17 protein-coding genes are annotated in these 24706 nt (G+C 67.4%); 7 read left to right on the forward strand and 10 right to left on the reverse strand.

Annotation, left to right across the window (positions count from 1 at the left end; genetic code table 11):
• The first annotated feature begins 107 nt into the window (after nt 1-107).
• Nucleotides 108-3455, forward strand: coding sequence for a VPA1262 family protein (locus NR798_RS32415; protein ID WP_375766392.1), 3348 nt, complete (start codon nt 108-110; stop codon nt 3453-3455).
• Between the two features lie 59 nt (nt 3456-3514).
• On the opposite strand, the gene NR798_RS32420 is transcribed toward NR798_RS32415, so the two are convergent.
• The 6 genes from NR798_RS32420 to NR798_RS32445 form a co-directional block, all read right to left on the reverse strand.
• A complete protein-coding gene (locus NR798_RS32420; protein ID WP_375766393.1) occupies nt 3515-3883 on the reverse strand; it encodes a hypothetical protein in 369 nt (122 codons plus the stop codon).
• A gap of 177 nt (nt 3884-4060) precedes the next feature.
• Complete coding sequence (locus NR798_RS32425; RefSeq protein ID WP_375766394.1) at nt 4061-4579, reverse strand: glycosyltransferase; 519 nt, start codon at nt 4577-4579, stop codon at nt 4061-4063.
• Nucleotides 4580-4624: 45 nt separating this feature from the next.
• On the reverse strand, nt 4625-5368 hold the full coding sequence (locus NR798_RS32430) for a glycosyltransferase (protein WP_375766395.1): 744 nt from the start codon (nt 5366-5368) through the stop codon (nt 4625-4627).
• A gap of 8 nt (nt 5369-5376) precedes the next feature.
• Nucleotides 5377-6255: a metallophosphoesterase gene (locus NR798_RS32435; RefSeq protein WP_375766396.1), complete on the reverse strand. Its 879-nt coding sequence runs from the start codon at nt 6253-6255 to the stop codon at nt 5377-5379.
• A gap of 153 nt (nt 6256-6408) precedes the next feature.
• Nucleotides 6409-9375 carry a choice-of-anchor D domain-containing protein gene (locus tag NR798_RS32440; RefSeq protein WP_375766397.1) on the reverse strand — a complete coding sequence of 989 codons (2967 nt, stop codon included), beginning with the start codon at nt 9373-9375 and terminating at the stop codon, nt 6409-6411.
• 292 nt (nt 9376-9667) lie between these two features.
• The gene (locus NR798_RS32445; RefSeq protein WP_375766398.1) at nt 9668-10564 is read right to left on the reverse strand and encodes a DMT family transporter; all 897 of its coding nucleotides are present in this window, start codon (nt 10562-10564) and stop codon (nt 9668-9670) included.
• A 184-nt stretch (nt 10565-10748) separates the two neighbouring features.
• Here NR798_RS32445 and uvrA point away from each other — a divergent pair, with 184 nt between their 5' ends.
• The 3 genes from uvrA to NR798_RS32460 all read left to right on the forward strand — a co-directional run bounded on the left by uvrA (nt 10749) and on the right by NR798_RS32460 (nt 16987).
• Complete coding sequence (uvrA, locus tag NR798_RS32450; RefSeq protein WP_375766399.1) at nt 10749-13634, forward strand: excinuclease ABC subunit UvrA; 2886 nt, start codon at nt 10749-10751, stop codon at nt 13632-13634.
• 86 nt (nt 13635-13720) lie between these two features.
• Nucleotides 13721-14407 carry a hypothetical protein gene (locus NR798_RS32455; RefSeq protein WP_375766400.1) on the forward strand — a complete coding sequence of 229 codons (687 nt, stop codon included), beginning with the start codon at nt 13721-13723 and terminating at the stop codon, nt 14405-14407.
• Nucleotides 14408-14449: 42 nt separating this feature from the next.
• Nucleotides 14450-16987, forward strand: coding sequence for a TonB-dependent receptor plug domain-containing protein (locus tag NR798_RS32460; protein ID WP_375766401.1), 2538 nt, complete (start codon nt 14450-14452; stop codon nt 16985-16987).
• A gap of 30 nt (nt 16988-17017) precedes the next feature.
• Here NR798_RS32460 and NR798_RS32465 read toward each other — a convergent pair whose 3' ends face one another.
• Nucleotides 17018-18304: a patatin-like phospholipase family protein gene (locus NR798_RS32465; protein ID WP_375766402.1), complete on the reverse strand. Its 1287-nt coding sequence runs from the start codon at nt 18302-18304 to the stop codon at nt 17018-17020.
• Nucleotides 18305-18502: 198 nt separating this feature from the next.
• On the opposite strand from NR798_RS32465, the gene NR798_RS32470 reads away from it, so the two are divergent.
• Nucleotides 18503-19303, forward strand: a complete 801-nt coding sequence (locus NR798_RS32470) for a hypothetical protein (RefSeq protein ID WP_375766403.1) — start codon at nt 18503-18505, stop codon at nt 19301-19303.
• An 18-nt stretch (nt 19304-19321) separates the two neighbouring features.
• On the opposite strand, the gene NR798_RS32475 is transcribed toward NR798_RS32470, so the two are convergent.
• The 3 genes from NR798_RS32475 to NR798_RS32485 are packed head-to-tail and all read right to left on the reverse strand — an operon-like array spanning nt 19322 to nt 22481.
• Nucleotides 19322-20029: an ABC transporter ATP-binding protein gene (locus tag NR798_RS32475; protein ID WP_375766404.1), complete on the reverse strand. Its 708-nt coding sequence runs from the start codon at nt 20027-20029 to the stop codon at nt 19322-19324.
• Nucleotides 20019-21230 carry an ABC transporter permease gene (locus tag NR798_RS32480; protein ID WP_375766405.1) on the reverse strand — a complete coding sequence of 404 codons (1212 nt, stop codon included), beginning with the start codon at nt 21228-21230 and terminating at the stop codon, nt 20019-20021. The genes NR798_RS32475 and NR798_RS32480 overlap by 11 nt, the downstream gene beginning before the upstream one ends.
• A gap of 3 nt (nt 21231-21233) precedes the next feature.
• Nucleotides 21234-22481, reverse strand: a complete 1248-nt coding sequence (locus tag NR798_RS32485; protein WP_375766406.1) for an efflux RND transporter periplasmic adaptor subunit — start codon at nt 22479-22481, stop codon at nt 21234-21236.
• A gap of 462 nt (nt 22482-22943) precedes the next feature.
• Between NR798_RS32485 and NR798_RS32490 the strand changes: the two genes are divergently transcribed.
• Nucleotides 22944-24323, forward strand: coding sequence for a hypothetical protein (locus NR798_RS32490; RefSeq protein WP_375766407.1), 1380 nt, complete (start codon nt 22944-22946; stop codon nt 24321-24323).
• Nucleotides 24324-24340: 17 nt separating this feature from the next.
• Complete coding sequence (locus tag NR798_RS32495) at nt 24341-24670, forward strand: hypothetical protein (RefSeq protein WP_375766408.1); 330 nt, start codon at nt 24341-24343, stop codon at nt 24668-24670.
• Nucleotides 24671-24706: the final 36 nt, after the last annotated feature.

Here is a 24706-nt window from a genome sequence, read left to right on the forward strand (position 1 = left end):
AAGTCAAAGACCCTGTCCACAATCTATATATCTCCATTCCCGGTATCCTCACCATGACCACATCGCAGCCAACCAGTTCCCTTCATGCACTATTGGCTGATCGTAGGATGGGCCCTGCAGACGCGCCCTACGCCCTAGGCCTCTACCTTCTCGAAATCGAAGCCAGCGGAACCACTGATTTCCGCCTCGTATATGGCTGGCTCATCCCTATCCAGTCTTTGACTGCCCAGGAATGGCTTTCAAAACACAGCCAAAATTGGACATCACTCAGCGAAGACCATCGATTCCGATCAACACTCCTCCTTTTAACCCGGCCAGTGGAGAAACTTCTTGAGTTGGTCGACAAACTACTAACGAATACACCGCTTGAGGAAGCCAGCACAGCAGTAGGACTCCCCATCCCTCGTCGCGGAAGATCCCTACGGCTCGATGCTGGTGACTTTCAACAAGTGCCACCGCATTTTCACCAAACCGAAGGGATCTATGAACTCTACTTAAGCACCAAGCACGGCCTCATGAGTCCCATGTCAGGGACATTAACGCTTTGCGCATCCCTGTTCCGCACGGACAAGAGCGGCCTCTGGAGTCAGGGAAGCCAGATGCTGCCCAACGGTGAGCTGTTACTTCGGACGACACTCTCCTATCTACAAGACGAAACAGGACTCGCGTTCACAGCAGGAGACAGCGGACGCCTAGGCAATATCGACTGGTTTTCACTGCCTTCCCCCGCTGAGTTTGAGCAGCCTCGCGCAACTGTACGCTTGACGAAAACGGAAGCACTCGTCGATTTGCAGTTTAGCCCAGTTCCCGTTGGTACCAACCTCCTCGTCCGCTGCCGCCTCTACACTGGTACAGCCATTTCGATGGATACCATTCAGGAAGTGGTTGCAGAACCGACCACACTGACATTTCCTGCTCCCATTGAGACTGATGGTGTTCTTGTCACCATCTGGAAGCGTGACGCTTCTGAGCTAAATTGGGAACTCTGGCATGAACATGGTATTCCATACATGAGGCAAGTGAACCTTCAATCCAGACTTGTGACAATGCAGGCCGAACTCCGCGCACCTTGGCTCTCGGCTCTTGAAAACAGCCCTGCTGCAGGTCGTGCCAGACAGATGCGCCAAGTTCGTCAGGCACGGACGAACTCCATGGGAATTCCGCTCATGGGAGAATCATGGGTTGACTCCGACAACGGAATGCGTCGCCTTACAGAGAAACTATTTCCTGCTCGGTCTGGCGCTCGATTCTTCCCAAAGGGGTGGGATCCAGAATCACAGGAGTCAGGGAAACTCGGAATGTTCGAATGGTTTCGAGAGCTCAGCTCCTCTGTGCAAGTCGGGAGCAAGCTTATGCTTATGGATCCTTACTTCGACACAGTAGGGCTCGAGCTCTTCGTTCGCATGGGCGAGACTCACTTTACGTGCGAGGTTCTCACCAACACCCAAGTGCCTTCGAAAGATGATGCCTTCAGCACAGGCGAAGCCAACAGTCCCACGAGACTACCCCGCCCACTCCGGCTACGGCAGGAATGCGAGCGGCTCTCACCGTTCCTCGACAAAATGGACTTCCAACTCCTGGATCTTCGCAGCAAGCGCGGAGGGAAATCTGAACTCTTCCACGATCGATATCTGCTTCTTTTTGATCAGTCAGGGCAAATAGAGCACGGCTTCCACCTCTCAAATTCGCTCCAAGGAGCAACCAAGAAAGAGCCATTGCTCGTAACTCCTATCCCGAGCGACGTGCTGGACCAAGTCGGCCGTTACGTGCTTGCACTGCGAGCAGCCCAGCCCCCTACAGTAGACGAAGCAGTGTGCGAGGAAATCTACAACACCCGCACCAAACAACCTGCCGACAGCGCATTGCCTCGTATAAACCCTGTATTTTCCCGCTTTTTTGCAACACTTCTTGGAAAGCCACTACTTGCATTCTTTGATGAAGACTCGCTACTGCACCACCTATGCAACAACGGTCTCGCAACTGGAACTTCGACCGATTTAGACTTTTTCTTTACACCAGACTTATTAACAAAAGCAGAGAGCTACATCCAAGCTCTCCTCGATCCCGGACTCAACGAAGCTGGCTTTGCCGAAGCTTGGTCACCCTTTGCTGAGTGGCTTGCCCGCCTGCCGGAAACACAAGAGCTAAAGCAACTCCTTCGGACTAAGGGAGGTGAACCATTGCGCGATCGGCTTCACAACTATCTCGTGAATGCACCAACGAAAGCTCCTCCACTCGGAACACGTGGGGTTGACATCCAAAACGATGCCTTGGCCATCCCGGGCCTACTACGACAACCATTTGAAACACTACTAGATCGGCTAGAAAACTTCCATTTAAGGATATATCATCTTGGATCCTTTGGCGTCCTCTACGCAGCACAAATTCTAGCGGAATCATCCCGACCGCTCGCATCACAGGTCATAGAGGAGATCCGTCGAGCACTTCCATCAGAAGTTCTCGATGACGATGCTGCTCCTATCTCACGAGAGGCACACGCAGTGATCGGCGTTGTAATGAATGCGCTCGTCGACCAACTACTTCATTATAACCCAGCCCTTATAACGCAGCTTTTCTCTAGTCCACTGCCGCTCTTACGCGCGCTTGGCGTAGGAGCACTTTGGCGCTGCATCAATGAGCGCACTCTCTCGATCCCTCAAGTAGCCGAAGCACTCCGCACGCTCTCGGAACAGGAACAACGTATAGTGCTCGCAGGTTGGGTATCAAACGTCCGTGTCGAGGCGAACAATCAAGGAGAAAACGAATCAATTCACGCGAGGAGACTTGCTTTCTTCGCTGAGTTGGAGAAGCGATGGACTGGCGATATGAGCTTTCAAGAATTCCGAAAACTCGCCCGTGAACTAGGCGGGCCACTAGAAGGAGCGTGTGCCAGTTCGACGGATGAAGAGCTTCTTAAATTGCTTGAGCAAAAAGGGCTGCTTCTGAGTAACACTACTCTCCGACTGTGGAGCGAGGTTCTCATGGAGAGACTCGCGCCACGCACGGCAGAAGGGAAAGCAGGGACACCTCAAAACTTCTATGCACCTGTGGATCTGGAGTTACTCAGTGCGTGCGCCTCAGCATTTGTACGTGCATCCAGCAAAGCCAGAAAAGAATGTGCGGATTCCTGGGAGGAACTCACCAACAGCATACTCAGAACACTGCGGATCCCATTCCTACGCAGTCGCGATTACGCACGCTGGCGCCAAATGATGCAAGTGGGACTGCGCATTCGAGCGCTCACCACCCACATTCTTTTAAATGCACGCAAATTTAGAATTTCGGACGACTCAATAACGACACTCAAAAAATCACGAGCCCTCTTGCTTAAAGCAACACCCACGAAATCATTGCACGCTGATCAAGAAATGGCGGCACTAGAAAACCATCTCAATAAACTCGACACTTCATACAATACTCATACTGAGCCGCTCTCACCGAAATCACAAGACTAGGCACTGCCAAAAACCAACAATTTTCCTCGGCTGCCGCTTCTGTAGTCCATCCAATCGACTTACCAGCTCGCGCTCGTCACGGTGCCGACGGACCATTTCCAATCCTTCGCCAGGACCTCGACATAGACCTCCAGTCCCACTAGGAGGAAATGTCTGTACGCCCATTTCGCCGCTCCGGTCTCCGTCAGCCATGGCGAGCCGAGGACCTCGTAGGCGCCAGACCTCGGGCAACTCTTGTTCTCGCGCCAGGCCCTCGGGAAGTCGCGTAGGTAGGCCTCGCCATCCAGCACGGGGCCATGAAAGGGCACCTGGCTCCAGCCGTAATCGGCTTCGCGGATCGGCTCGCGCTCCTCGTAGGCCGGACAGAAGCGCGCGACCAGCGTCCATGGATGAAATCCATCCGGATGCAGTGGTGATCCAGCCTCCACGGATCCTCCGGAAACCTGTCCGCCAGGGGTCCGAAGCCGCCGTAGCCCGTCACGTAGCACTCGCCCGAGTCCTCGGCCTGATGGAGCCGGAGTCCAGGCCCGGACGGCGACAACCGCCAGGGAACGTCCCATGGCCGCAGGATGGGAAGAGTGGCCGAGAAGAAGCTGTCTCGCTGCTCACCCGCGTGCTTCCTTCAAGCGCCGCTCGATCTCGTCCGCGGCGAGCACCTCGGCCCCCTCGTTGCTGGCACGGGCTCCCAGGGCCCTGGCGCGCTCGGCCACGTGCGGACAGGCCACCTCCCGGAGCGCCGCGGCCAGGGTGTCCACGCTCAGCTCGCGCCGTGACAGCATCGTCCCGATGCCCTTGCGGCGCACGATGTCCCCCCACACCTCCTGCGCGAAGAAGGCCGGGACGATCACCGAGGGCACTCCCGCCGTGGCCACCGCTCCCGTCGTCCCCGCCCCTCCGTGGTGCACCACCGCCTTCACCCGGGGAAAGAGCCAATCGCGCGGCAGGTTGTCGTCCACGTACACGTCCGCCGGGAACGTACTCCGCCCGTCCACGGTGTTGCGGTGCAGCACTCCCCGATGGCCCGTGACGCGCAGGGCCTCGAGCAGCAGGTCCGTCACCGCCGTCTTGTCGTGCACGCCCCAGCTCCCGAACCCGATGTAGACGGGCGGTGCTCCGGCGGCCATGAAGTCCTTCAACCGCTCCCCGGGCTGCTGCTGCGAGGGCAGGCGCTACCGTCCGGTCTGCGCGAACCACTCCGGCCAGTCATCGGGCCGCTCCACCAGCTCCCGGCTCCACGCCACCAGCACCGGCAACCGGAAGAGCAGCCCGGGGCGGTGCGTCTCACCGAGCAGGTCTATCGGCAGGCGGTGCTCCCTCCGCCACGCGTTCACCAGGTCCCACGTGAACAGCCCGCTGGCGAGGTTCTTCAGGCGCGTCGTGGCGACATTGCGCAGCGCATTCCCCTCGTGGATGCGGTTGTCGGAGACGCAGTAGCGCCGCGTCGGGATGAAGCCTGGATCGAAGAACGCCTGGAAGATGGGCACGCCGCGCCGCTCGGCGACGTGGAGCGCGGGGCCCGTGAAGGCGGCGTTGTTGAGGAGGACGTCGGCCCCCTCGGCCGCCTTCCAGAACTGCCGGAACTGTGACGGCACCATGCGCCGCTGCCACGTCACGAAGAGCTTCACCCCGTCCGGCCCCCCATCGCTGCTCGCGAGGGAGTGCATCAGCTCCTCGGTCCCGTCTTCCTCCAGCTCGAAGAAGCCGAGCCCGTGCTCCTCGACGAACGAGCGGAAGGGCGCCCTCGCCGCGAGCACGACGCGGTGGCCCCGGCGCACGAGCTCCGCTCCGAGCGACACGAAGGGCTGCACGTCCCCCCGCGAGCCCCACGTGAGCGCGGCGAAACGGAAGGACGGCTTGCGCTGAAACGAGTGCAGGTACTCGCGCGGCCACGGACTCGCCTTCGGATGCGTCATACCGCCCGTCAGTACCCCGTGCCCAGGGGCTCGGGCTCGGGGGGCGCCGGCAGCACGTTCAGGCCCCACGGCTGCCCAGCCCGCCACGACACCTCGCCGGTGATGCCCCACCCGGCGCACACCACCTCGCGGCCCCGGAACTCCATCCAGAACACCGCCTCCTCGGGCCGCGCCGCCTGGTCCATGCACGCCACGCGCGTCTGCGGCCGGGCCGCGTTGCCCCCGAGCGTCACCGCGAACGCCCGGTGCGAGTGCCCGCACAGCACCCACTTCGGGTGCACCGACTCCACCAGCCGCCGGGTGATAGGGTTTCCAATCCAGTACGACGGCAGCGTCCGGCCCGGCGGCGGCACCTCCCGCTCCTGCGCCCGCTGCGGCAGGCCCCTCGGCCACTCGTGCACCAGCAGCACATCCATGTCCCGCAGCGCCGCCACCTTCTCCACCTCGGGCGCGCGGAAGTACCCGGCCTGCTTCGCCGTATCCAGCGAGCGCGGCCGCTTCAGCGGCTGCTCGTAGAAGCGCGGCGCGTGGATGCCCGACAGGTACCCCACCCGCAGCCCGTGCAGTTCCTTCAGGCCCGCTCGCCCCAGGTAGTGCACGTTCGGCGCGAGCTGCAGGCCCTCCGGCGCGTCGTGCAGCGCCTCGAAGTCCTCGTTGTTGCCGCCGATGAAGTACAGCGGCCGCTTCATCTCCCGGACGCCGTCCGCGTACTCGGCGAACTCGGCGGGCATGGCGCGCTTGGCCGCCTTGCGCCGGTGGTCATCCGCGTGCCGGAAGGCCTCCACGTCTCCCACGGCCAGCACCATGTCCACCGGGCGGCCTCGCGCCTCCGCCAACGCGTCGAGCCATGCCTCCACGCGGCGGAAACGGCCATGGATGTCTCCCACACCGGCAACCAGGAGCGATTCTGGAGGCATCGTACCTACCACCCTGCCCCGCCCTTTTCGTCCTGTCGAGTGGGATGACCGCGCAGTGTGTCAAAAAGGAAAAGGGGCGCCCCCCCGAGGAGCGCCCCTCTCCGGCCCATCACACTCCCAGTGCTAGCAGCCCACCGGGTAGGTGATCTCCACGGTGGAACCGGGCGGCGGAGCCTTGTCCCCGTCGAAGACGACGGAGTTGGTGCCCGCGTCGTACGCCCAGCCGTCCGGCACCACCACGCCATCCACGCGCACCACGATGCGCGTGGCGTCCGCGGGCGTCTCGCTGAGCTTGAAGGTGCGGTTGGGGCCGAAGGCATTCTCCGAGATGCGCTCCAGCGAGGCGGCCCAGTTGGGCGTGCAGATGCTCTCCACCACGCCGCCGGTGGCATTGGCCAGCTGGATGTAGCGGGCACCGGAGCTGCTGGCGCGCGGGCAGGACGTCAGGTCGGCCGGCCCGGCGATGGCGGAGAAGATGACCTTGGAGCGATCCCCGGCCTTGAGGCCCAGCAGGAACGTCTCGTAGGCGGACACCGGCTGCGGCGAGAAGTCCTCCTCGTCGGTGACGGCGATGATGGCCAGCTTGGCGTCCTCGCGCAGGAAGCCGGCGTTGCCGTCCATGGCCAGCGGCGTGCGCGGGTCATCCACGTCGAACACGATGGGAGCCGTCAGGGCGCGGTACATGGCCTCCAGGCCCTGCTCGTTCCAGTGGCACACGCCCACGTTGGTGTTGCGCGCGAAGACGGCATCGGCCGCGGGCGTGGTGGGCGAGATGATGCGGGGCGCCGAGTTGTCGACGGGGAAGAAGCGGCCGTTCTCACCGCCCTCGGCGCCACCCGGGCACACCGCCCAGCCACCCGAGGAGCGCTCCAGGCCCGTGGTGGTGACGGCGATGTGGTAGTCCACCCCCGCCGAGGCCGCGTGCGAGAGGAAGGCGGAGAAGTTCGCGCCCAGGCTCTGCTGCTCGTCCATCATCGAGCCCGAGTTGTCCACCACGAAGAGCACGTCCACCTTGGCCTGCGCCTGCTGGATGAAGACGTCCGTCTGCTCGTTCTTGAGCACCGCCTTGCCCACCAGGCCCACCGTGTAGGGAGTGCCCGAGCCCAGGTCGAACCGGAGCGCGGCCGCGTCGTCGCCGTCGCTCACCGGATCGTACGTCACCTTCATGGAGGCCCTGCTCTTGGCCGGGAGCACCGCCGGGAAGGTCAAGCCGTGCGCCAGCTTGAAGTCGGCGGCATCGCCCTCGAGGCCCAGGCCCATGAGCGTGGTGGGACCGGGGCAGTCGTTGTAGACGAGGAGCTCGCGCTCGCGCGGACCGCAGGTGAGCCGGACGGTGCCGAAGTCCAGGGTGGTGGGCTGCACCGAGAAGCAGCCCTGCACGCCCTTGCCGTGCAGCGGCACCAACACGTGGCCGGCGCTGGCGTGGTTCACCCAGCCCTCCGCCATGCCGGAGAATTCCCCTTCCGCCCCCGGCTTGAAGCGCACCAGCAGCCGGGCCCGCTGCCCCGGCAGCAGCACCTGGTTGCCGAGCGCGTCCGCCCGGAAGGCGTCATCCGAGCCGCCGGCCACCTGCATCCCCGTCAGGAAGCACTCGGAGCCGCCGACGTTGCGCACCGACGCACCGAGCGTCACCTCGGAGCCCACCGGCACGTTGCCGAACTCCACCGCGGGCGGGTCCAGCTCGTACTTGCACGGCGAGAACACCTTGCCCGCGCCCACCACCTTCACCACCTCGGTGGAGGAGCTGGTCCCGTTGAGGATCTTCGCCGACAGCTCCGCCTCCCCCGCCCCCACGCCAGCGCGCGGCATGAAGGTGATGGGCACGTTGGCGGATTGGCCCGCGGAGATGGGCAGGCTGGAGGGCGCCGTCGCCAGCAGGAAGTAGCCGCCCTTCTTCGTGGCGAGCTTCACCTCACTCAGCAGCACGTCGTTGCGGCAGCGGTTGATGACCTGCACGTCCCGGGTGGCGCTCATGCCCTCGGCCACCACGCCGAAGTCGAGCGGATCCGGCTGCAGCACCACGCACGAGTTGCCGCCCTCGCCCCGCAGCGACACCTTGGGCCCGGGCTTCGTGGTGCCCATGGGCCGCACGTCCAGCTCCAGCCGCGCCTCGCGCACGGGGCCCACCGTGGTGGGCGTGAAGGCCACGCGGATCTCCGCCACCGCGCCCGCGGCGAGCACGCCCCCCACCATCGGCGGCGCGCTCACCACGCGGAAGGCGTTGCTCGCGTTGTCCAGCAGCTTCACCCCGCCGTACGCCATGGGCTCGGAGCCCAGGTTGCGTACGATGACGCGCTCCTCGGCCGTGGCCCCCAGCGCCACGCGGCCGAAGTCCACCCGCAGCGGCGTCACCTCCAGCAGCGTGGCGATGCCCGTGCCCGACAGGCTCACCACGGTGGGCTCGCACGTGGGGCACTCCACCCCCACGCGCAGCTGCACCATGGCCGCGCCCAGCCGCGTCGGATTGAAGGACAGCGGCAGCCGGCGCTCCTCGCCCGGCTGCAACACGAAAGGCGCCCCCGCCTCGCTGGAGCCGAACTGGTCCGCGTCCGACCCGTCGAAGGACACGCGCACCGGGCTCTCCACCTTGGTGGGGTTGCGCACCACCAGCTCGCGCAGCTCCACGTGGCCCAGCTCCACGTTGCCGAAGTCGAGGGTGCGCACCGGCACCTCCACCCACGCCTTCACGCCCTGCCCATCCAGGCCGAGCTTGGCCACGCCCTCCTTGCCCACGTTGTCGGCGTCGGTGAGCACCTCCAGCATGCCCGCCACCGCGCCCTCCACGTCCGCCGTGAAGCGCACCTCCACCTCGCGCTCACCGCCGGCCTTCAGCTCGAAGGAGTCGAAGGGCGCCACCTCCACGTTGGGCAGGGTGGCCCGCGCCCCGTGCACCATGAACGGCGCGCGGCCCCGGTTGGACAGCCGCACCTTCATCGTCTTGGGCACACCCACCGCGGCGAGACCGAACTCCAGCTTCTCCGGTGACGCTCCCAGCCCCGACGGAGCCCGATGCGACGACGGCCGATCGCAGCCCGCCCCCGCCAGAGCCATCAGGCACGCGGCCACGCACATCCAGCGCAATCCCAACATCGCAGCCTCCCCGGACCGGCGAGCGCACGCACCTCCCGCGCGATCACCAGCCACACCTTGCGTGGGGGCTCTTGCAACCCCGGGGCCCGCCGCCGCGCAAGGGCCCGGAGTTACCCAACGCTGTGACAAGTCGAGGGACTACGGGGAAAACTATTGGACTCCAGTGGGCACACACCTGCCCCACCGGACTCCCCTTGCTGAAAAGATTTCCAGAGTGCTCGGCAGGTGACGGGAAAAAACCGGAAGACTCGGGGCCAAGAAAGGGAAACGCGAACTCCCCCGGACTCCCCGCTCAGGGCGAGGGCTTGGCGGCGGGAATGAGCAGGCGAGGCACGAGCCCCGTACCCCACAGCACACCACCCATACACACCAAGGAGCCCACCATGGCGAGAGGATGAAGGGGCTCGCCCAGCAGCAGCGCGCCGAGCAGCCAGGAGAAGGCCGGGGTGAGCTGGGTGGTGATGCCACCGGCGGCGGCCGTCACGTAGCCCATGGCGTAGGTGAAGATCATCTGCGCCACGACGGAGGCCAGCCCCACGCCGAGCAGCGGCAGCGCCATGTCCGCGCTCAGGGGCCGCCAGTCCTGCACGGCGAAGGGCACGCCGACGAGCAGCCCGAAGAAGCAGAAGGAGAGGAAGATGGAGGCGGCATCGGTGTCGCCGCGCAGGGCGCGCAGGGCGATGACGGCCGCACCACTGAGGACGGCCGAGAGCGCCCCGGCCCACGCTCCCACGCCCAGCGTGAGGCCCACGCCGCCTTGCACCGTGCTCCAGATGACGAGCCCCGCTCCAAAGGTGGTGGCCATGAGGCCGGTGGCCAGGTAGCCGTTCACCCGCTCGCCGAGGATGAAGATGCCGAGGATGGCGGCGCAGATGGGCCAGCAGGCGTTGAGCAGCGTGGCGGGCCCCACCGCCAGCCGGTCGATGGCCACGAAATAGAAGTAGACGGAGCCGCCGCCGAAGATGCCTCGCAGCGCCCAGAGCCCGGGCCGTCCCATGCGGGGACGGGTGCCGGTGAGCGGGAAGTAGAAGGCGAGGAAGACGAGCCCGATGGCGAAGCGGGCACACACCACCTGCCCCACGGACAGCCGGCCCGCCACCGTGCGGGCGCAGAAGGCCATCACGGCGAACATGAAGCTGGAGATGACGAGCAGGGGCGAGCCGCGCAGACGCTCGGGGATGGGGGGCATGGGCGCGGCACCCTAACGCGGAACCGCCCGCCTCCCCAGTCCCCCTCGCCCGCTTGCCCCCCACCCGGGCGGCGCGGGGATTCGCATTGAAAATCCAGGCGTTCAGCATCATTCAACCCCCCGGCAAACCGCGCGCCCACAATCCCCCTACCTGCGCGCCCTTTCAGTGGTAGATCGCGCCCCCATGTCCGAGCCCGACGTCATCTCCATCCGCGGAGCCAAGGAGCACAACCTCAAGAACATCTCCCTGGAGATTCCGAAGAAGAAGCTGGTGGTGTTCACCGGCGTCTCCGGCTCGGGGAAGAGCTCGCTGGCGTTCGACACGCTCTACGCCGAGGGCCAGCGCCGCTACGTGGAGAGCCTCTCGGCGTACGCGCGGCAGTTCCTCGGGCAGATGGAGAAGCCCAAGTACGACACCATCCGGGGCCTGTCGCCCACCATCTCCATCGAGCAGAAGGCGGCCAGCAACAACCCGCGCTCGACGGTGGGCACCGTCACCGAGGTGCACGACTACCTGCGCGTGCTCTTCGCCTCGGTGGGCGTGCAGCACTGCCCCAACTGCGGCAAGCGCGTGGGCAAGCAGAGCGCCCAGCAGATCGTCGACACGCTGATGGAGTCGCCCGCGGGCACCAAGGTGATGGTGCTGGCCCCCGTGGTCACCAACCGCAAGGGCGAGCACAAGGACATCCTCACCGAGGCGCAGAAGCGCGGCTTCTCCCGCGCGCGCGTGGACGGCAAGGTGAAGAGCCTGGAGGAGCGCATCGAGCTGGACAAGAAGTCCAAGCACGACATCGCGCTCATCATCGACCGGCTGGTGCTCAAGCCCGAAATCCGCACGCGGCTCACCGACGCGGTGGAGACGGCGCTGCGCGAGGGCAAGGGCATGCTCATCCTCACGGATGAGACGGGCAACCCGGCGAGCGATCGCATCATGAGCGAGCTCAACGCCTGCCACACGTGCGGCCTGTCCTTCGGCGAGCTGAGCCCCTCCTCGTTCTCCTTCAACAACCCGCTGGGCATGTGCCCGGACTGCAACGGCCTGGGCACCAAGGCGGAGATGGATCCGGAGCGCATCGTCCCGGACCCCTCGCGCAGCCTGCGCGACGGCGCGGTGGAGCCGTGGGCCAGCGGCATGAACAAGGGCGAGGGCTGGACGGCGGACTTCGTGGACAGCCTGGCCGAGAACTTCGACATCGACCTGGACACGCCGTACGGCAAGCTGCCGGCGAAGGCGAAGAAGATCCTGATGTACGGCGCCGAGGGCAAGCGCTTCACCGTGAAGTGGGGCGATGGCGGCCGCTACGAGATGGAGTGGGAGGGCCTGGTCAACAGGCTGATGCGCGGCTTCAAGACGACCACGTCCGAGGCGATGCGCACCTACTACCAGAAGTTCTTCAGCGACAAGCCGTGCCCCACGTGCGAGGGCGCGCGCCTGAAGCCGGAGAGCCGGGCGGTGAAGGTGCACGGGCGCTCCATCGTGGAGCTGAGCCGGCAGACGATCGGCGATGCGCTGCGCTGGCTCCGGGACATGCAGCTCACCGAGACGGAGCGGAAGATCGCCACCGAGCTGCTCAAGGAGATCCGCAGCCGCCTGGGCTTCCTGGAGGACGTGGGCCTGGCGTACCTGACGTTGGATCGCACGGCGTCCACGCTGTCCGGCGGCGAGAGCCAGCGCATCCGCCTGGCGTCGCAGATGGGCAGCGAGCTGACGGGCGTCATCTACATCCTCGATGAGCCGTCCATCGGCCTGCACCAGCGCGACAACGGCAAGCTGCTGGCCACGCTCAAGCGGCTGAGGGACCTGGGCAACTCCGTCGTGGTGGTGGAGCACGACGAGGAGACGATGGAGGAGGCGGACTGGCTGGTGGACTTCGGGCCGGGCGCGGGCGAGCTGGGCGGCCAGGTGGTGGCCGAGGGCACGCCGGCGCAGGTGATGGCCAACGAGAAGAGCTCCACCGGCGCGTACCTCTCCGGCCGCAAGGAGATTGAGATCCCCGAGCAGCGGCGCGTTCCCGGCAAGGCGAAGGTGGTCATCCAGGGGGCGAAGGAGAACAACCTCAAGGACGTCACGGCGGAGATTCCGCTGGGGCTCTTCGTGGCCGTCACCGGCGTGTCGGGAGCGGGCAAGTCCACGCTCATCAATGAGATCCTCTACCCCGCCGCGGCGCGCGCCCTGTACGAGAGCCGCGAGGTGCCGGGCAAGCACAAGGCCATCACGGGCCTGGAGCACCTGGACAAGGTCATCGACATCGATCAGCGGCCGATTGGACGGACGCCGCGCAGCAACCCGGCCACGTACACGAAGCTGTTCGACGCCATCCGCGACGTGTTCGCGATGACGCCAGAGGCACGGGCGTTCGGGTACACGCCGGGCCGCTTCTCCTTCAACATCAAGGGCGGACGCTGCGAGGCGTGCGAGGGCGATGGCGTGAAGCTGGTGGAGATGCACTTCCTGGCGGACGTGTACGTGCCGTGCGAGGTGTGCAACGGCAAGCGCTTCAACGAGGCCACGCTGCGGGTGCGCTACAAGGGGAAGAACATCGCCGAAGTGCTCGAGATGAGCGTGCGCGAGGCGATGCAGCACTTCGGCGCGCACAAGGACATCATGCGCGTGCTCCAGACGCTGGAGGACGTGGGCCTGGGCTACATCCGGCTGGGGCAGAGCTCGCCCACGTTGTCGGGTGGCGAGGCGCAGCGCATCAAGCTGGCACGCGAGCTGGCGCGCGTGGCCACGGGCCGCACGCTGTACATCCTGGACGAGCCCACCACGGGCCTGCACTTCGAGGACATCCGCAAGCTGCTGCACGTGCTCAACCGGCTGGTGGAGGCGGGCAACTCGGTGCTCGTCATCGAGCACAACCTGGACGTCATCAAGAGCGCGGACTGGATTCTGGACATGGGGCCCGAGGGCGGCGCGGGTGGCGGCCAGTTGCTGGCCGTGGGCACGCCCGAGCAGGTGGCGGAGGTGAAGGACAGCCACACCGGGCGCTACCTCAAGCACGTGCTGACGAAGTCCCGGAAGAATCGCGTGGGCCGCAAGCCGCCCGAGAAGGCCGCCCCCGCGGCCTGACGAGGTGCGGCACCGCGTTCTTTACTTGCGCCCCCCTCCCTCCTGCGCTGGCATCAGTCTCCACCACTCACGCAGGGGGGAGCACCGTGTCCGAGTCATCTCTCGCCGCACCGCAGCTCGTCATCAACAGCCGCATGCTGTACTCGAGCTGGATTCCCGCGGACCCGCAGGCCGCCGCCGCGCTGCTGCCCAAGGGTCTCCAGCCCGCCGCCAACCGCGCCATCTACATGAACCAGTACGTCGTCGACTCGGAGGATCAGACCTCGAGCTTCGGCGCCTACTCGCTCACGTACCTGGGCCTGGACCTGGCGGGCCGCACCGCGCCGGATGGCGTGACGCCCTCGCGCTTCTTCACGCATTACTTCAACTCCTCGGAGAAGGTGCGCGCCTACGTGCGCGAGCGCGGCGTGCCCGCCTCCGCCGGAACCACCACGCTGGAGCTCAACGGTGGCGAGCTGGTGGCCACCACGCGCGTGGATGGCACGCCCATCATCCGCACCGTGGCCCGGGTGGGCGCGAAGATCTCCTCGGTGGCGCGCGGGCACCTCACCTACGTAACGCTGGTGAATGGCAAGCTCGTGGCCGGCAACTACCCCTACGTGGGTGAGCTGGCCTCGCCCTTCGAGCTGGTGTCGCTCGAGTTCCTCGCCAAGGACCACCCCGTCTACGCGCTGCGGCCCTCGAGCCCCCTGCAGAAGGTGGAGGGCTGGTGCTGGTACGCCCCGCGCGACTCCTTCGTCTACCCGGGCGGCGAGTACGAGTACAAGCAGTAGGGCCCCGCCCTGAGGGACTCATGAGGATGCCATGATGAAACCGTGAGCCAGCGGGCCTCGGGCTCGTGGCACCTTGTCCCCATCATGGGGATTGCCAACATGTACCGGGGACGGACGCTCCAGAAGATGGGCGTCGTCCTGGCCTTGAGCCTGTCATCCGCGGCGGTGGCCCAGGACCCGACGCTCGCCCAGTTCCTCGCGTTGAACCGGCCCACGGACAAGCGGGGCGCGGCCCGCTCCTTCGAGGGTCTCGCCGGCATGTCTCCGGGCGTACGGAGCGAAGCATACGGCGTGTCCATCCACGGAGCGTCCTCCTTCGAGAACGCATATCTGGTGGACGGCCTCTCCACCACCGACCCGGTGCTCGGCGTCAATGCCCTGCCGCTGAGTGTCGAGTTCCTCCAGGACGTCTCGGTCTTCACCGGTGGCTACACGCCGGAGTACGGTCGCGCCACGGGAGGCATCCTCCGCGTCCAGACGCGCTCTGGCTCCAACGAATTCCACGGCTCGGTGTTCAGCCACTGGGTCCCGGGTTTCCTGGGAGGGACGCCCACCCCCGCTTCCGGGCCCACCTGGACCATCTCAGGCCAGAACGCGCTCAGCCTCCAGGCGGACGCCGGTGCCACCCTGGGAGGCCCGATCCTGAAGGACCGGCTGTGGTTCTTCGCCGGCGTGGCCCCGGCGCTCACCCGCGTGGAGCACACGCGCACCCTCAACGCCCTCGGGCCCGGTCCGGACGGCGCCAGCGTCAGCCTGCCGATTCCTGGCACCTCGCACTTCTTCCACGCCGAGGAGCGCAGCCTCCAGGCGATGGGCAAGCTGACCTACCTCATCGATGGCCAGAACAACGTGTCGCTGTCGGTCATCACCACGCCAGCCCGCTCGGGCGGAGAGGACACGCTCGCCGTGGACCCGCTGACCGGCGGCGTCCGGGAGTTCATCAACGGGAGTCCCACCGCCCTGCTCCATCGTGAGCTCGACAGCAACTTCACGATGGCCGCCTTCAAGTACAGCGGCTCGCACATGGACTACCGGCTGCTCGTCGACGCCAACCTCGCCTGGTCCCGCCAGACGGCCTCCGATACGCCTTACGGCACGGGCCTCGCGTCCCTCGTGTTCCCGGAGAGGAGGCCCGTGACGTACTACGAGCCCTCCGTGCCGGACGCGGCGCTCTCCTGCGGCACCGATCCCGCCGAGCAGCTCGCGAGATGCCCCGTCCAGTACTACGAGACGGGTGGCGCGGGCCTCCAGTCCATCGCCACGGTGGACCGCTACCAGGCCAACGCCCAGGCCAGCTGGTTGATGGACCTGCTCGGCCCCCACGTGGTGAAGGCCGGCGTGGACGCGGAGCACCTCGACTCCGAGCAGGTCCGGCGCGGCTTCTGGAACGGATACGACCGCGACACCCTCGGTGGCTTCGTGCAGGACAGCTGGACCCTCGCCAACCGGCTCACGGTGAACGCCGGTGTCCGCTACGACGCGCAGTGGCTGAACACGCCTGGAGACCCCCGGACCTTCGTGCTGGGCCAGCAGTTCTCGCCGCGCGTGGGACTGGCCGTGGATCCGCTGGCCTCCGGCCGGATGAAGCTCTTCACCCACTACGCGAAGTACCGCGGACAGGTGCCACTCGCCCTGCTCAACGGCGTCTTCCCTTCCCTCACGGACCAGGAGCCCGTGGACCCCGGCCTCGTTCCCCCCTCGTCCAGCGAGCTCGTCGCGGGCGCCGAATTCGAGGTACTGCCACGAACCCGGTTGCTCGCCACCTATACCCACCGCGGCTTGGATTCAGCCGTGGAGAACCTGGACCATGGCGATGACATTCGCCCCACCTTCCTGGGCAACCCGGGCCTGGGACTCGCCAGGGATTTCCCGAAGGCGGAGCGCACCTACGATGAGGTGACGGTAGTGCTGAGCGGGATCCTCCCCACGGGCTGGCTGGCTCAGGCGAGCTACACCTGGTCACGCCTGTACGGCAACTACGCGGGCACCTTCCGGCCCGGCCTCGGCTGGGGCGAACCGATGCTCCGGTCCGACTTCGACTTCCCCTCTCAACTGCCGAACCGGTCGGGGCTCCTCCCGAACGATCGCACGCATACCATCAAGGTCTTCAGCGCCAAGGAGCTCGCCATCACCCAGTGGCTGAGCGCCAGCCTGGGCCTGTCCTACCGAGGCCAGTCGGGCACCCCCATCAACTACCTCGGCGGCCACCCGCGCGCCGGCATGGGTGAGACCTTCGTGCTGCCGCGCGGCTCCACCGGGGAGCGCACGCCCTGGGTCCACACGCTCGACCCCAGCCTCGATGTGACCTACCGGCTCGGCAAGCAGACGTCGGTGTCCCTCCTCGTGCAGGTGTTCAACGTGTTCAACTTCCAGGAGGTCACGCGCGTGAACGAGCACTACACCTACGCCAGCGTGCTGCCGCTCGAGGCCCGGGTGGCGCCCGGTGCCCTCACCCCGGACAGGGTGCAACGCACCGACGGCGAGCCGCTCACCGCGGGCGACGTCAACCGGGAGTTCCAGAAGCCCACCCAGTACCAGGCGCCGCGGCAGGTGCGCATCGGCCTGCGCTACACCTTCTGAGCCACGCGGGAGGCGCGTGGCCCCACGGGCTCAGGCAGCGCTCGCCTTGGGGGGCATCGTGGCCATCTCCGCCACGGTCTGCGGCTCGTTCGACCAGAAGCGCAGCCACTCCGCGTGCAGCGCCCGGGCGTCCTGCCGGCCCAGCTCGATGAGGATGTCCGCGAAGCCGCCATCGAAGAGCAGGTAGGAGGCCAGGTCCGCCTCGTGCGCCGCGTCCCGGTCCACCAGCCGGAGGATCGCCTTGTGCGCCAGGCCGTTGCTGCGGCGGCGGAACTCGGGCGTGCGGACGTACTCTGCGGCCAGCGCGCCGATGTCCTTCGAGGGCCGCACCAGCAGCTCCCGCACGTAGCGCAGCGGCTGGCTGCGGTGGTGTCCCAGCACCTCGCTGAGCGTCCGCGCGAAGTCCTTCCCGTAGGCCACCGTCCCCGCCTCGAGGATGGCGTTGAGCCGACGCAGCCGGCCGAGGTCCTGATCCGTGCGGTCCATCATCAACGTGTTGAGCATCTTGCCCGCGAGGAAGGGCGCGGTCGCCAGGGCCTGCTCGCGCTCCTGCTCGGTGCTCGACTGGGTGCCCTCCGGCTTCCGGGCGCGGATCGCCTCGTGCCGCAGCGAGATGACGATCACCCGCTGCGCCCCCAGCCGCAGCGCCGGGCTGAGCGGGACGTTGAGCCGCAGCCCTCCATCCACGTGCAGCTCGCCCCCCAGCCGTACGGCCGGGAAGACGACCGGGATGGCCGCCGAGGCCAGGGCATGGTGCGGGGTGATGCGCGTGGCCATGGCCTGGTACGAGGGATCATTCCCCCACGCGGGGACGCTGCCGCCGTGCCGCTGGACGAACACCGAGGCCCGTCCGCTGCCCACGTGCGTGGTGCTCACCGCGAGCGCCTCGATATGGCCCCTGCGCACGTTGCGGGCAATGCCCAGCCAGGGGATGCCGCGGCTCACGATGGCCCGCAGCCCGCGGGGATCCACCAGCCCGCCGTACTGGAGATCTCTCGGATGGGGCGCCGGTTTGCCGAGCGCCTCGCGCAGCACCCGGAAGACGTCCCCCACGCCGACCCGGAGCACCTCCTCCACCTTCATCCCGGTCCAGTGCGCCCGCATGCCCCGGCCCTGCGAGCCTGGCTGGTCGCTCGTCGCGGCGAGGTAGCAGGCGTGGATGGCGCCCACCGACGTGCCCGCCAGGATGTCCAGCTTCAGCGGGCGGCCGAGCTCCGGCTCCAGCTCCTCGCGCAGATAGGAGAGGACTCCGGCCTCATAGGCCCCTCGCGCGGCCCCACCTCCCAGCACCAGACCCGTCTTCAGCCCGGACATCATGGCGATCACCTCTCTGGAAGAGAGTCTACGGTGGATGGCCCTGTGACAGCGAGGGCGCCCCTGCCTACAGGGGCCCACAACGCGGGGGGTCGTGGCCGTGGACGCACCGCCTGTCTGGGTGGGGGCGTTGAGCACCCGGCATCCACCGGCCTATCGTGGCGCCCTCTTTCGACTTCGGCAGCACGAGGGGACAACCCGGTGAGCAACGCACCCATGAAGAACGAGCAGCAGCAGTCCGCGGCAACGTCCATCCGGGCGGCCGCCGCCCAGAAGCCTGGCGCGTTGCGCTCGGTGGGCTCGTTCTCCAAGGCCGGTGCCGCCGCGGCCACCGTTGCCTCCCGGGCGCTGGGGCTCGGAGCCCTCGGCTTCGTGCTCGGAATCGTGGCCTTCCTCATCGAGAAGGTGACCGGGCTGCTCGCGCACCCGGCGGAGTACTGGGGCACGCTTGTCTACGTCCTGCTCCCCGTCTACATGGCCGCGGGCGCCATCGGGCTCGGGACGGCGGGGCTGTGGCGCGGCATCGGCCGCGTGGCGATGAACCTCGTGAAGGAGCACAAGATCTGCCAGCGCATCGTCGAGCGCGTCTTCGAGCGGGCGGCCATCCTCGCCGAGGGCGCGAGCACGCCGGAGCTGCTCCGCAAACCCCTGCCCATCCAGAAGCTGCGGGACGTGCTGAGCCGGGCCATCACCGCGTACGCCACGAGCGACGACGACGAGGAGGGCCTCAAGGGCTTCACCCGCTCCATCATCCGGCGCCTCAAGCTCCGGGTGTGCCTCCACGTCGAGACGAAGCTCATCGAGCTCATCGGCGAGGAGGCCCGCGATCGGAGCACCGTGGAGCTGACGCTCGAGCGGCTCCAGGAGCTGGCCGAGGAGAAGCTGGACGAGCGCGTGATGGACGCGCTGGATGGGGCGCGCAACCAGCAGGCGATGGTGTGGGGCGGACTGTTCGCCGCCGTGGTGGTGCTCCCGCCCATCGCGCTCGCGCTGCTGCGCTAGCCGTGCGCCGCCGTGAGCTCAGCCGGAGTGGGGCGGCTCCCGCCGGTCGCTCACGATGCGGCCATCCACCACCTCGATGATGCGGTCGCACCGCTGGGCCATCCGGGGGTCGTGCGTGACGATGAGGAACGTCATCCGCTGCTCGCGGTTGATGTGGCGCAACAGCTCGAACACCTGGGCGCTCGTGCCGGTGTCGAGGTTGCCCGTGGGCTCGTCCGCCAGCACGAGCGCGGGTGACATGACGAGTGCCCGGGCAATCGCCACACGCTGCTGCTGGCCTCCGGACAGCTGACCCGGGTGGGCCCCGGCACGCTCCTTCAGCCCCACCTGCGCGAGCAGCTCCAAGGCGCGCGTGCGCATCCGCTCGTCCGGCCAGCCCCGCTCCGCCAGCGCCGGCATCATCACGTTCTCCAGCGCGGTGAAGGCCGGCATCAGGTGGTGGAACTGGAAGATGAAGCCCAGGGTCCGCGCCCGCAGCCGCGCGAGTGAGTCCTCGTCCAGCCCGCGCGTGTCCTGCCCCTGGAGGAGCACCCGGCCGCTGGTGGGCCGATCCAACAGGCCGATGATGTTGAGCAGGGTGCTCTTCCCCGAGCCGGACGGGCCGATGAGCGCGGCGAATTCGCCCTGCTCCAGCGTCAGGTCGATGCCATGCAGGACACGGGTGACGACCTCCTCCCCGTACTCCTTGATGACGCCCTCCAGGCGCAGGACGGGCTCAGGTTTCACGGATGACCACCGCCGGATCCAGTCCCGAGGCCCGGCGCGCCGGAACCACCGCCGACAACAACCCGGTGACAATCGCCACCGTGGAGGCCGTGAGGAAGAGCTTCGCGTCCAGCTGGACGGGGAACGTCGGCGAGCCGTCCGGGTTGGTGGCCAGGCTCGCGAAGAAGCGCGCCAGCCCCGCCCCCATCAGGCCCCCCAGCACCGAGCCCACCAGCCCCACCACCGCCCCCTGGATGAGGAACACCCGCAGCACCTGGCGCGTCGTCGTCCCCATGGCCTTGAGGATGCCGATCTCCCGCGACTTCTGCACCACCGACACCACCAGCACCGAGGCAATCCCCAGCGCCACCGCGATGATGACGAAGAACTGGATCATGTACCGCGAGCTGCTCTGCGACTGGAGCGCCACCAGCAATTGCGCGTTGAGCGTCATCCAGCTCTCGGCCACCAGGCCCGTGCGCTGGGAGAGCGTCTCCGCGAGCGCCCGGGCCCCGAAGAGGTCCGTCACCCGCAGCTCCAGCGTCGTCACCCCGCCCACCAGGCCCAACAGCGTCTGTCCCGAGCGTAGCGGGACCAGCACCCAGCGCTCGTTCACCTCCTGGTTGCCCAGATCGAAGAGGCCCGTCACCCGGAAGGAGTCCGCCCGGCCGTCCGCCGTGGTGACGCGCAGCGTGTCGCCCACCGTCACCCCGAGCTCCTTGGCCAGCTTGGTCCCGATGACCGCCTCCGCGCCCAGCAGCCGCCACTGGCCCGCCACCAGCTTGGAGGGCACGTCGATGATGCGCTCGAAGCGCTCGGGCTCCACGCCGCGCACCACGATGGAGCGGCTCGCGGTGCCTCGCGAGGCCAGACCCGCGCCCGACACCGAGGGGGACACCGCCGTCACCCCGGGCGTGCGCTCCATCAGGCGCAGCACCTGCTGCCACTGGTCGATGGTGCGCAGCCGCTGCGCGGGCCGCACCACCTGCACGAGCGCGTCGGGCGAGGACACCAGCGGGCGCGCGGCCTCGTCCGGGGCCCGGAGGACGATGTGCGCCTGCGAGCCCAGCGTCTTGTCCACCAGGCTCGCCTGCAGCCCGTCGATGAGCGCCGAGAGGAAGATGATGACGGCCACGCCCACCGAGGCGCCCGCGAAGATGAGCGCCGTCTGGGCCCGGCCCTCCCGGAGGAAGCGCAGCGCGACGAAGAGCTCGAAGGGCATGGCTCACCCCTCCTCCGCCGGCCGCACCCGCTGGCCCGGCTTCACCTTCGCCGAGGTGGGAAGCACCCGGTCTCCCTCGGACAGGCCCTCCAGCACCTCCACCCTGTCCTCACCCCGGAGCCCCGTCTTCACCCCTACCCGCTCGGCCCGCCCGTCGCGGAGCACCAGCACCCAGGGCGACTCGGAGGAGGCCTCGTGCACCGCGTCCAGGGGCACCACCCGCACGTCCTCGCGCCGCCCCACCTCCACGTCCACCGACACCGTCATCCCCGGCCGCAGGTACTCCGGCGGCTGGGGCACCGCCAGCTTCACCTCCACCGTCCCCCGGTCCGGATTCACCGAGGGCGCCACCGTCTCCACCTCCGCGGAGAAACGCTCGCGCGGGAAGGCCTCCGCCGAGGCCACCGCCTTCTGCCCCTCGCGCAGGTACGCGAGGTTGCGCTCATCCGGCTCCACCGTCAGCTGCGTGCCGCCCAGCCTGGCCAGCGTGAGCAGCTTCGCGCCCGGCTGCACCGAGTCACCCGGCTCCACCTCGCGCGTCAACACCACCGCGGGCGTCGTCGCCGTGAGGGTCGCCTGGGCCCGCCGGGCCTCGGCCGCGCGCAGCTCCGCCTCGGCCTGGGCCAGGGCCGCCTCCGCCTGCCGCTGCTCGCTCCCGCCCTGCCCGCTGCCCGCCGCCTCCGCCCGCGCGCTCACCAGCCGGCTGCGCGCCACGTCGAGCGCCGTCACCGCCTCCTCGAGCTGCACGCGCGTCATCACCCCCGCCTCGGCGAGCGTCCTCGCCCGCTGCGCCTCGCGCTCTGCCCGGGCCAGTTCCGCCTCGGCCCGCCGCACCGCCTCCTCACGCTGGGGCACCCCCACCTCCTTCAGGCCGCCGAGCCGCGCCCGCGCCTGGGCCAACGCCGCGCGTGCACGCGCCACGTCCGCCTCCTGGGGGGCCGCATCCAGTTCCACCAGCACCTGGCCCGGCTGCACCCGGGCGCCCTCGTCCACCAGGACTCGTGCCACCGTGCCCGGCAGCTGGCTCGCCACCACCCACTCGGCCGGCGGCGACACCCGCCCGCTCATCACCACCCGGTGCACCAGCGGCCCGCGCTTCACCTCGAGGACGGGCACCTCCGGACCCCGGAGACTCCGCACCCCGCCCAGCGCCACCAGGAGCACCCCGGCCGCCAGCACGAGGCTCCACACCGGGTGCTTCTTCCAGAAGCCCGCCAGCCGCTTCCCCAGGCCCTTGCTGGATGATGCCATGCGAGTCCTTGCCGTCCGGGGCACTCCCGGGACGAGCCCTGCGTAATCGAGGCCCCGAGGCTTCGCAAGGCGGCTCGCCACGGCCACCCAGCCCGGGGAGGCAAGCAGCAGCGCGCCGAGCCGAAGAACTGGATGAACGACACGGCCCCGACCAGCCCACCCCGCAGGCCCTGCAGCCGTGCCCTCCGACGCCGCAGGGCGAACACCGCGCGCAGGAAGAAGGTGAGGACGTCGGAGAGCAGTTCGCCAGGGCACACGCTACCGTCAGCCTCCCAGGGGCCCCCGTGGAGCCCCTGCCTGCTTGTGGGGGCCAGGACCTACGAGAGCAAGAGGCCGAGGAGGGGCGCAGCCCGTGCCGGATTGCCCCCTTCCAGGGCCCTTGCGGACATGAACTGCCTGTGTTGCTGGTGTGATCTCGGGTTGTGCTCCCAGCGAGTGGGAGCCATGGCCAGGAGGATCCATATGCCGCGCTCGGCCGTCCTGCTGCTGTTGCTGTTCCTCTTGGGGTGCAGCGCCTCCACGAGGGTTGCCGTCCGCTTGGATACAGGCCAGGGCGAGCCCATCGTCCACATTCCGCGCCGCGACGTGAAGCCGGTAGCGGTGAGCCAAGAGGAGTTCGAGCAAGCCATAGCGAAGCACGCCCCCTGCGTGCCGGCCGTGGAACGGCCCCTGGAGCACGCCCGGCAAGTATTCGGAGTGCCCGAGCGAAGCGGCTGGTACCGATACGAGGGCAGGAGCCAGCGCCTCATGGCCACGGAGCCGGGGAGCACCAGGAACCTGCCCCTGTGGCCCGAGGACGAGGAGTTGAAGCGCCGCTACCTGCTGTGGTGTGACCACACGTGGGAAGGTGGAGATTGCCTACGCCTGCTGGTGGACAAGCCCTTCCTGGATGGGGATGCCAAGTACGTGCTGGCGATGGCGATTGCTCACAGCAAGGTACTGGGGGCCATGAAGGAGGAACTCGCCCGGATGGTGAGCCCCCAGGCGGTGGTGGCCACAGTGGTGGGCGGCCTGACCATGTACGCGATCTTGCTCGCACTACCCGAGCCGGTGAGCAAGGGCATCTCCGCGCTGATGACGCTCGGGGCCATGGCCTACCTGGGATGGGACACGGTGTGGCGCCTCATTGATGGGTGGCTGGTGCTGATGAAGGAAGTGGATGAGGCCACCACCTTCGACGGCATCTCCGCCTCCGGAGAGAAGTTTGGGGACACGATGGGTGAGAAGGCAGCTCGAGCCTTCGTCATGCTGGGCACGGTGGCCCTGGGGAACACGGCTTCGGGGATGGCGACGGCCCTGCCGAAGTTGCCTGGGGCCGGGCAGGCCACGGTGGTGGCCGAGACGCAGATGAACATCCGCTTCACGGCCCCAGCGCTGGCGCAGGTGGAGTCGGTCGCCATCACGGCCGAGGGCGTCAGCATCGCTCTGGCCCCCAACGCAGTCGCCATGGCGGCTCGCGACAGCTCGAGCAGCAGCGCCGTAGGAAGATTCAGAGCAGGAACCTACGGTGAGCTCAAGAATGCTGGCATCAAGGACGCTCACCATGTGATTCAAGATGCCGCCGTCCGCGAGCTGCCCGGATATGACAGTCGTGCAGCCCCTGCTGTTGAACTGAAGGGTCCAGCGACCCGCATTGGCACTGCACACTATGAGGCGACTCAGGCTCAGCGTCAGGCCGGGGGAGGGACCTATGCTGACGAGCGCAGGATCGCCTATGAGGCCCTGCGACGAGCAGGGCTGTCACATGAAGAGGCGCAAACGCTTATTGGCCGCGCCGATGACTACTTCAAATCGATCGGCGTCACGCCATCAACACCGACCCGAATCCCCGGCAATCGGTAGGAGGCCGCACTGTGGACGTGAACTTGATGGGTCAGGTTCGGCGCCTGATAGAGGATCTGGCGGCAGGACGGTATGCGGAGCTCGCAGCGGATGGCCGAGCAGGGCGCCTGACCGAGGCGGAGTTGAGAACTGCTGTCGAGCAGTACGGGCGGACTCTTGTTCCCTTACCTGCTGCCGGTGAGATGCTTGTAGATATCCATGAGCAGACGTCTCAGCCGGATGCGGTCACCCTGGATGTACCTCTGTGGACCCGGGAGGAAGGCCGCAGCGACCTGACACTTTCGGTGACTGCGATCAAGCAGGGCGAAACCTACACTGTCGAAGTGGACGATCTGCACGTTCTTTAGGGCCTGATGGCCCAGGGAATTGGGTCCAGGAGCTTG

Origin of the sequence: Archangium gephyra, assembly GCF_042230915.1 — a bacterium.
GTDB lineage: Bacteria > Myxococcota > Myxococcia > Myxococcales > Myxococcaceae > Archangium > Archangium gephyra_B.

Coding starts and splice junctions, on each gene's coding strand:
- NR798_RS32415 (WP_375766392.1), top strand. CDS start 108: ATGGGCCCTGCAGACGCGCCCTACGCCCTAGGCCTCTACCTTCTCGAA.
- NR798_RS32425 (WP_375766394.1), bottom strand. CDS start 4,579: ATGGCCGCCGGAGCACCGCCCGTCTACATCGGGTTCGGGAGCTGGGGC.
- NR798_RS32430 (WP_375766395.1), bottom strand. CDS start 5,368: ATGACGCATCCGAAGGCGAGTCCGTGGCCGCGCGAGTACCTGCACTCG.
- NR798_RS32440 (WP_375766397.1), bottom strand. CDS start 9,375: ATGTTGGGATTGCGCTGGATGTGCGTGGCCGCGTGCCTGATGGCTCTG.
- NR798_RS32445 (WP_375766398.1), bottom strand. CDS start 10,564: ATGCCCCCCATCCCCGAGCGTCTGCGCGGCTCGCCCCTGCTCGTCATC.
- uvrA (WP_375766399.1), top strand. CDS start 10,749: ATGTCCGAGCCCGACGTCATCTCCATCCGCGGAGCCAAGGAGCACAAC.
- NR798_RS32465 (WP_375766402.1), bottom strand. CDS start 18,304: ATGATGTCCGGGCTGAAGACGGGTCTGGTGCTGGGAGGTGGGGCCGCG.
- NR798_RS32480 (WP_375766405.1), bottom strand. CDS start 21,230: ATGCCCTTCGAGCTCTTCGTCGCGCTGCGCTTCCTCCGGGAGGGCCGG.
- NR798_RS32485 (WP_375766406.1), bottom strand. CDS start 22,481: ATGGCATCATCCAGCAAGGGCCTGGGGAAGCGGCTGGCGGGCTTCTGG.
- NR798_RS32490 (WP_375766407.1), top strand. CDS start 22,944: ATGCCGCGCTCGGCCGTCCTGCTGCTGTTGCTGTTCCTCTTGGGGTGC.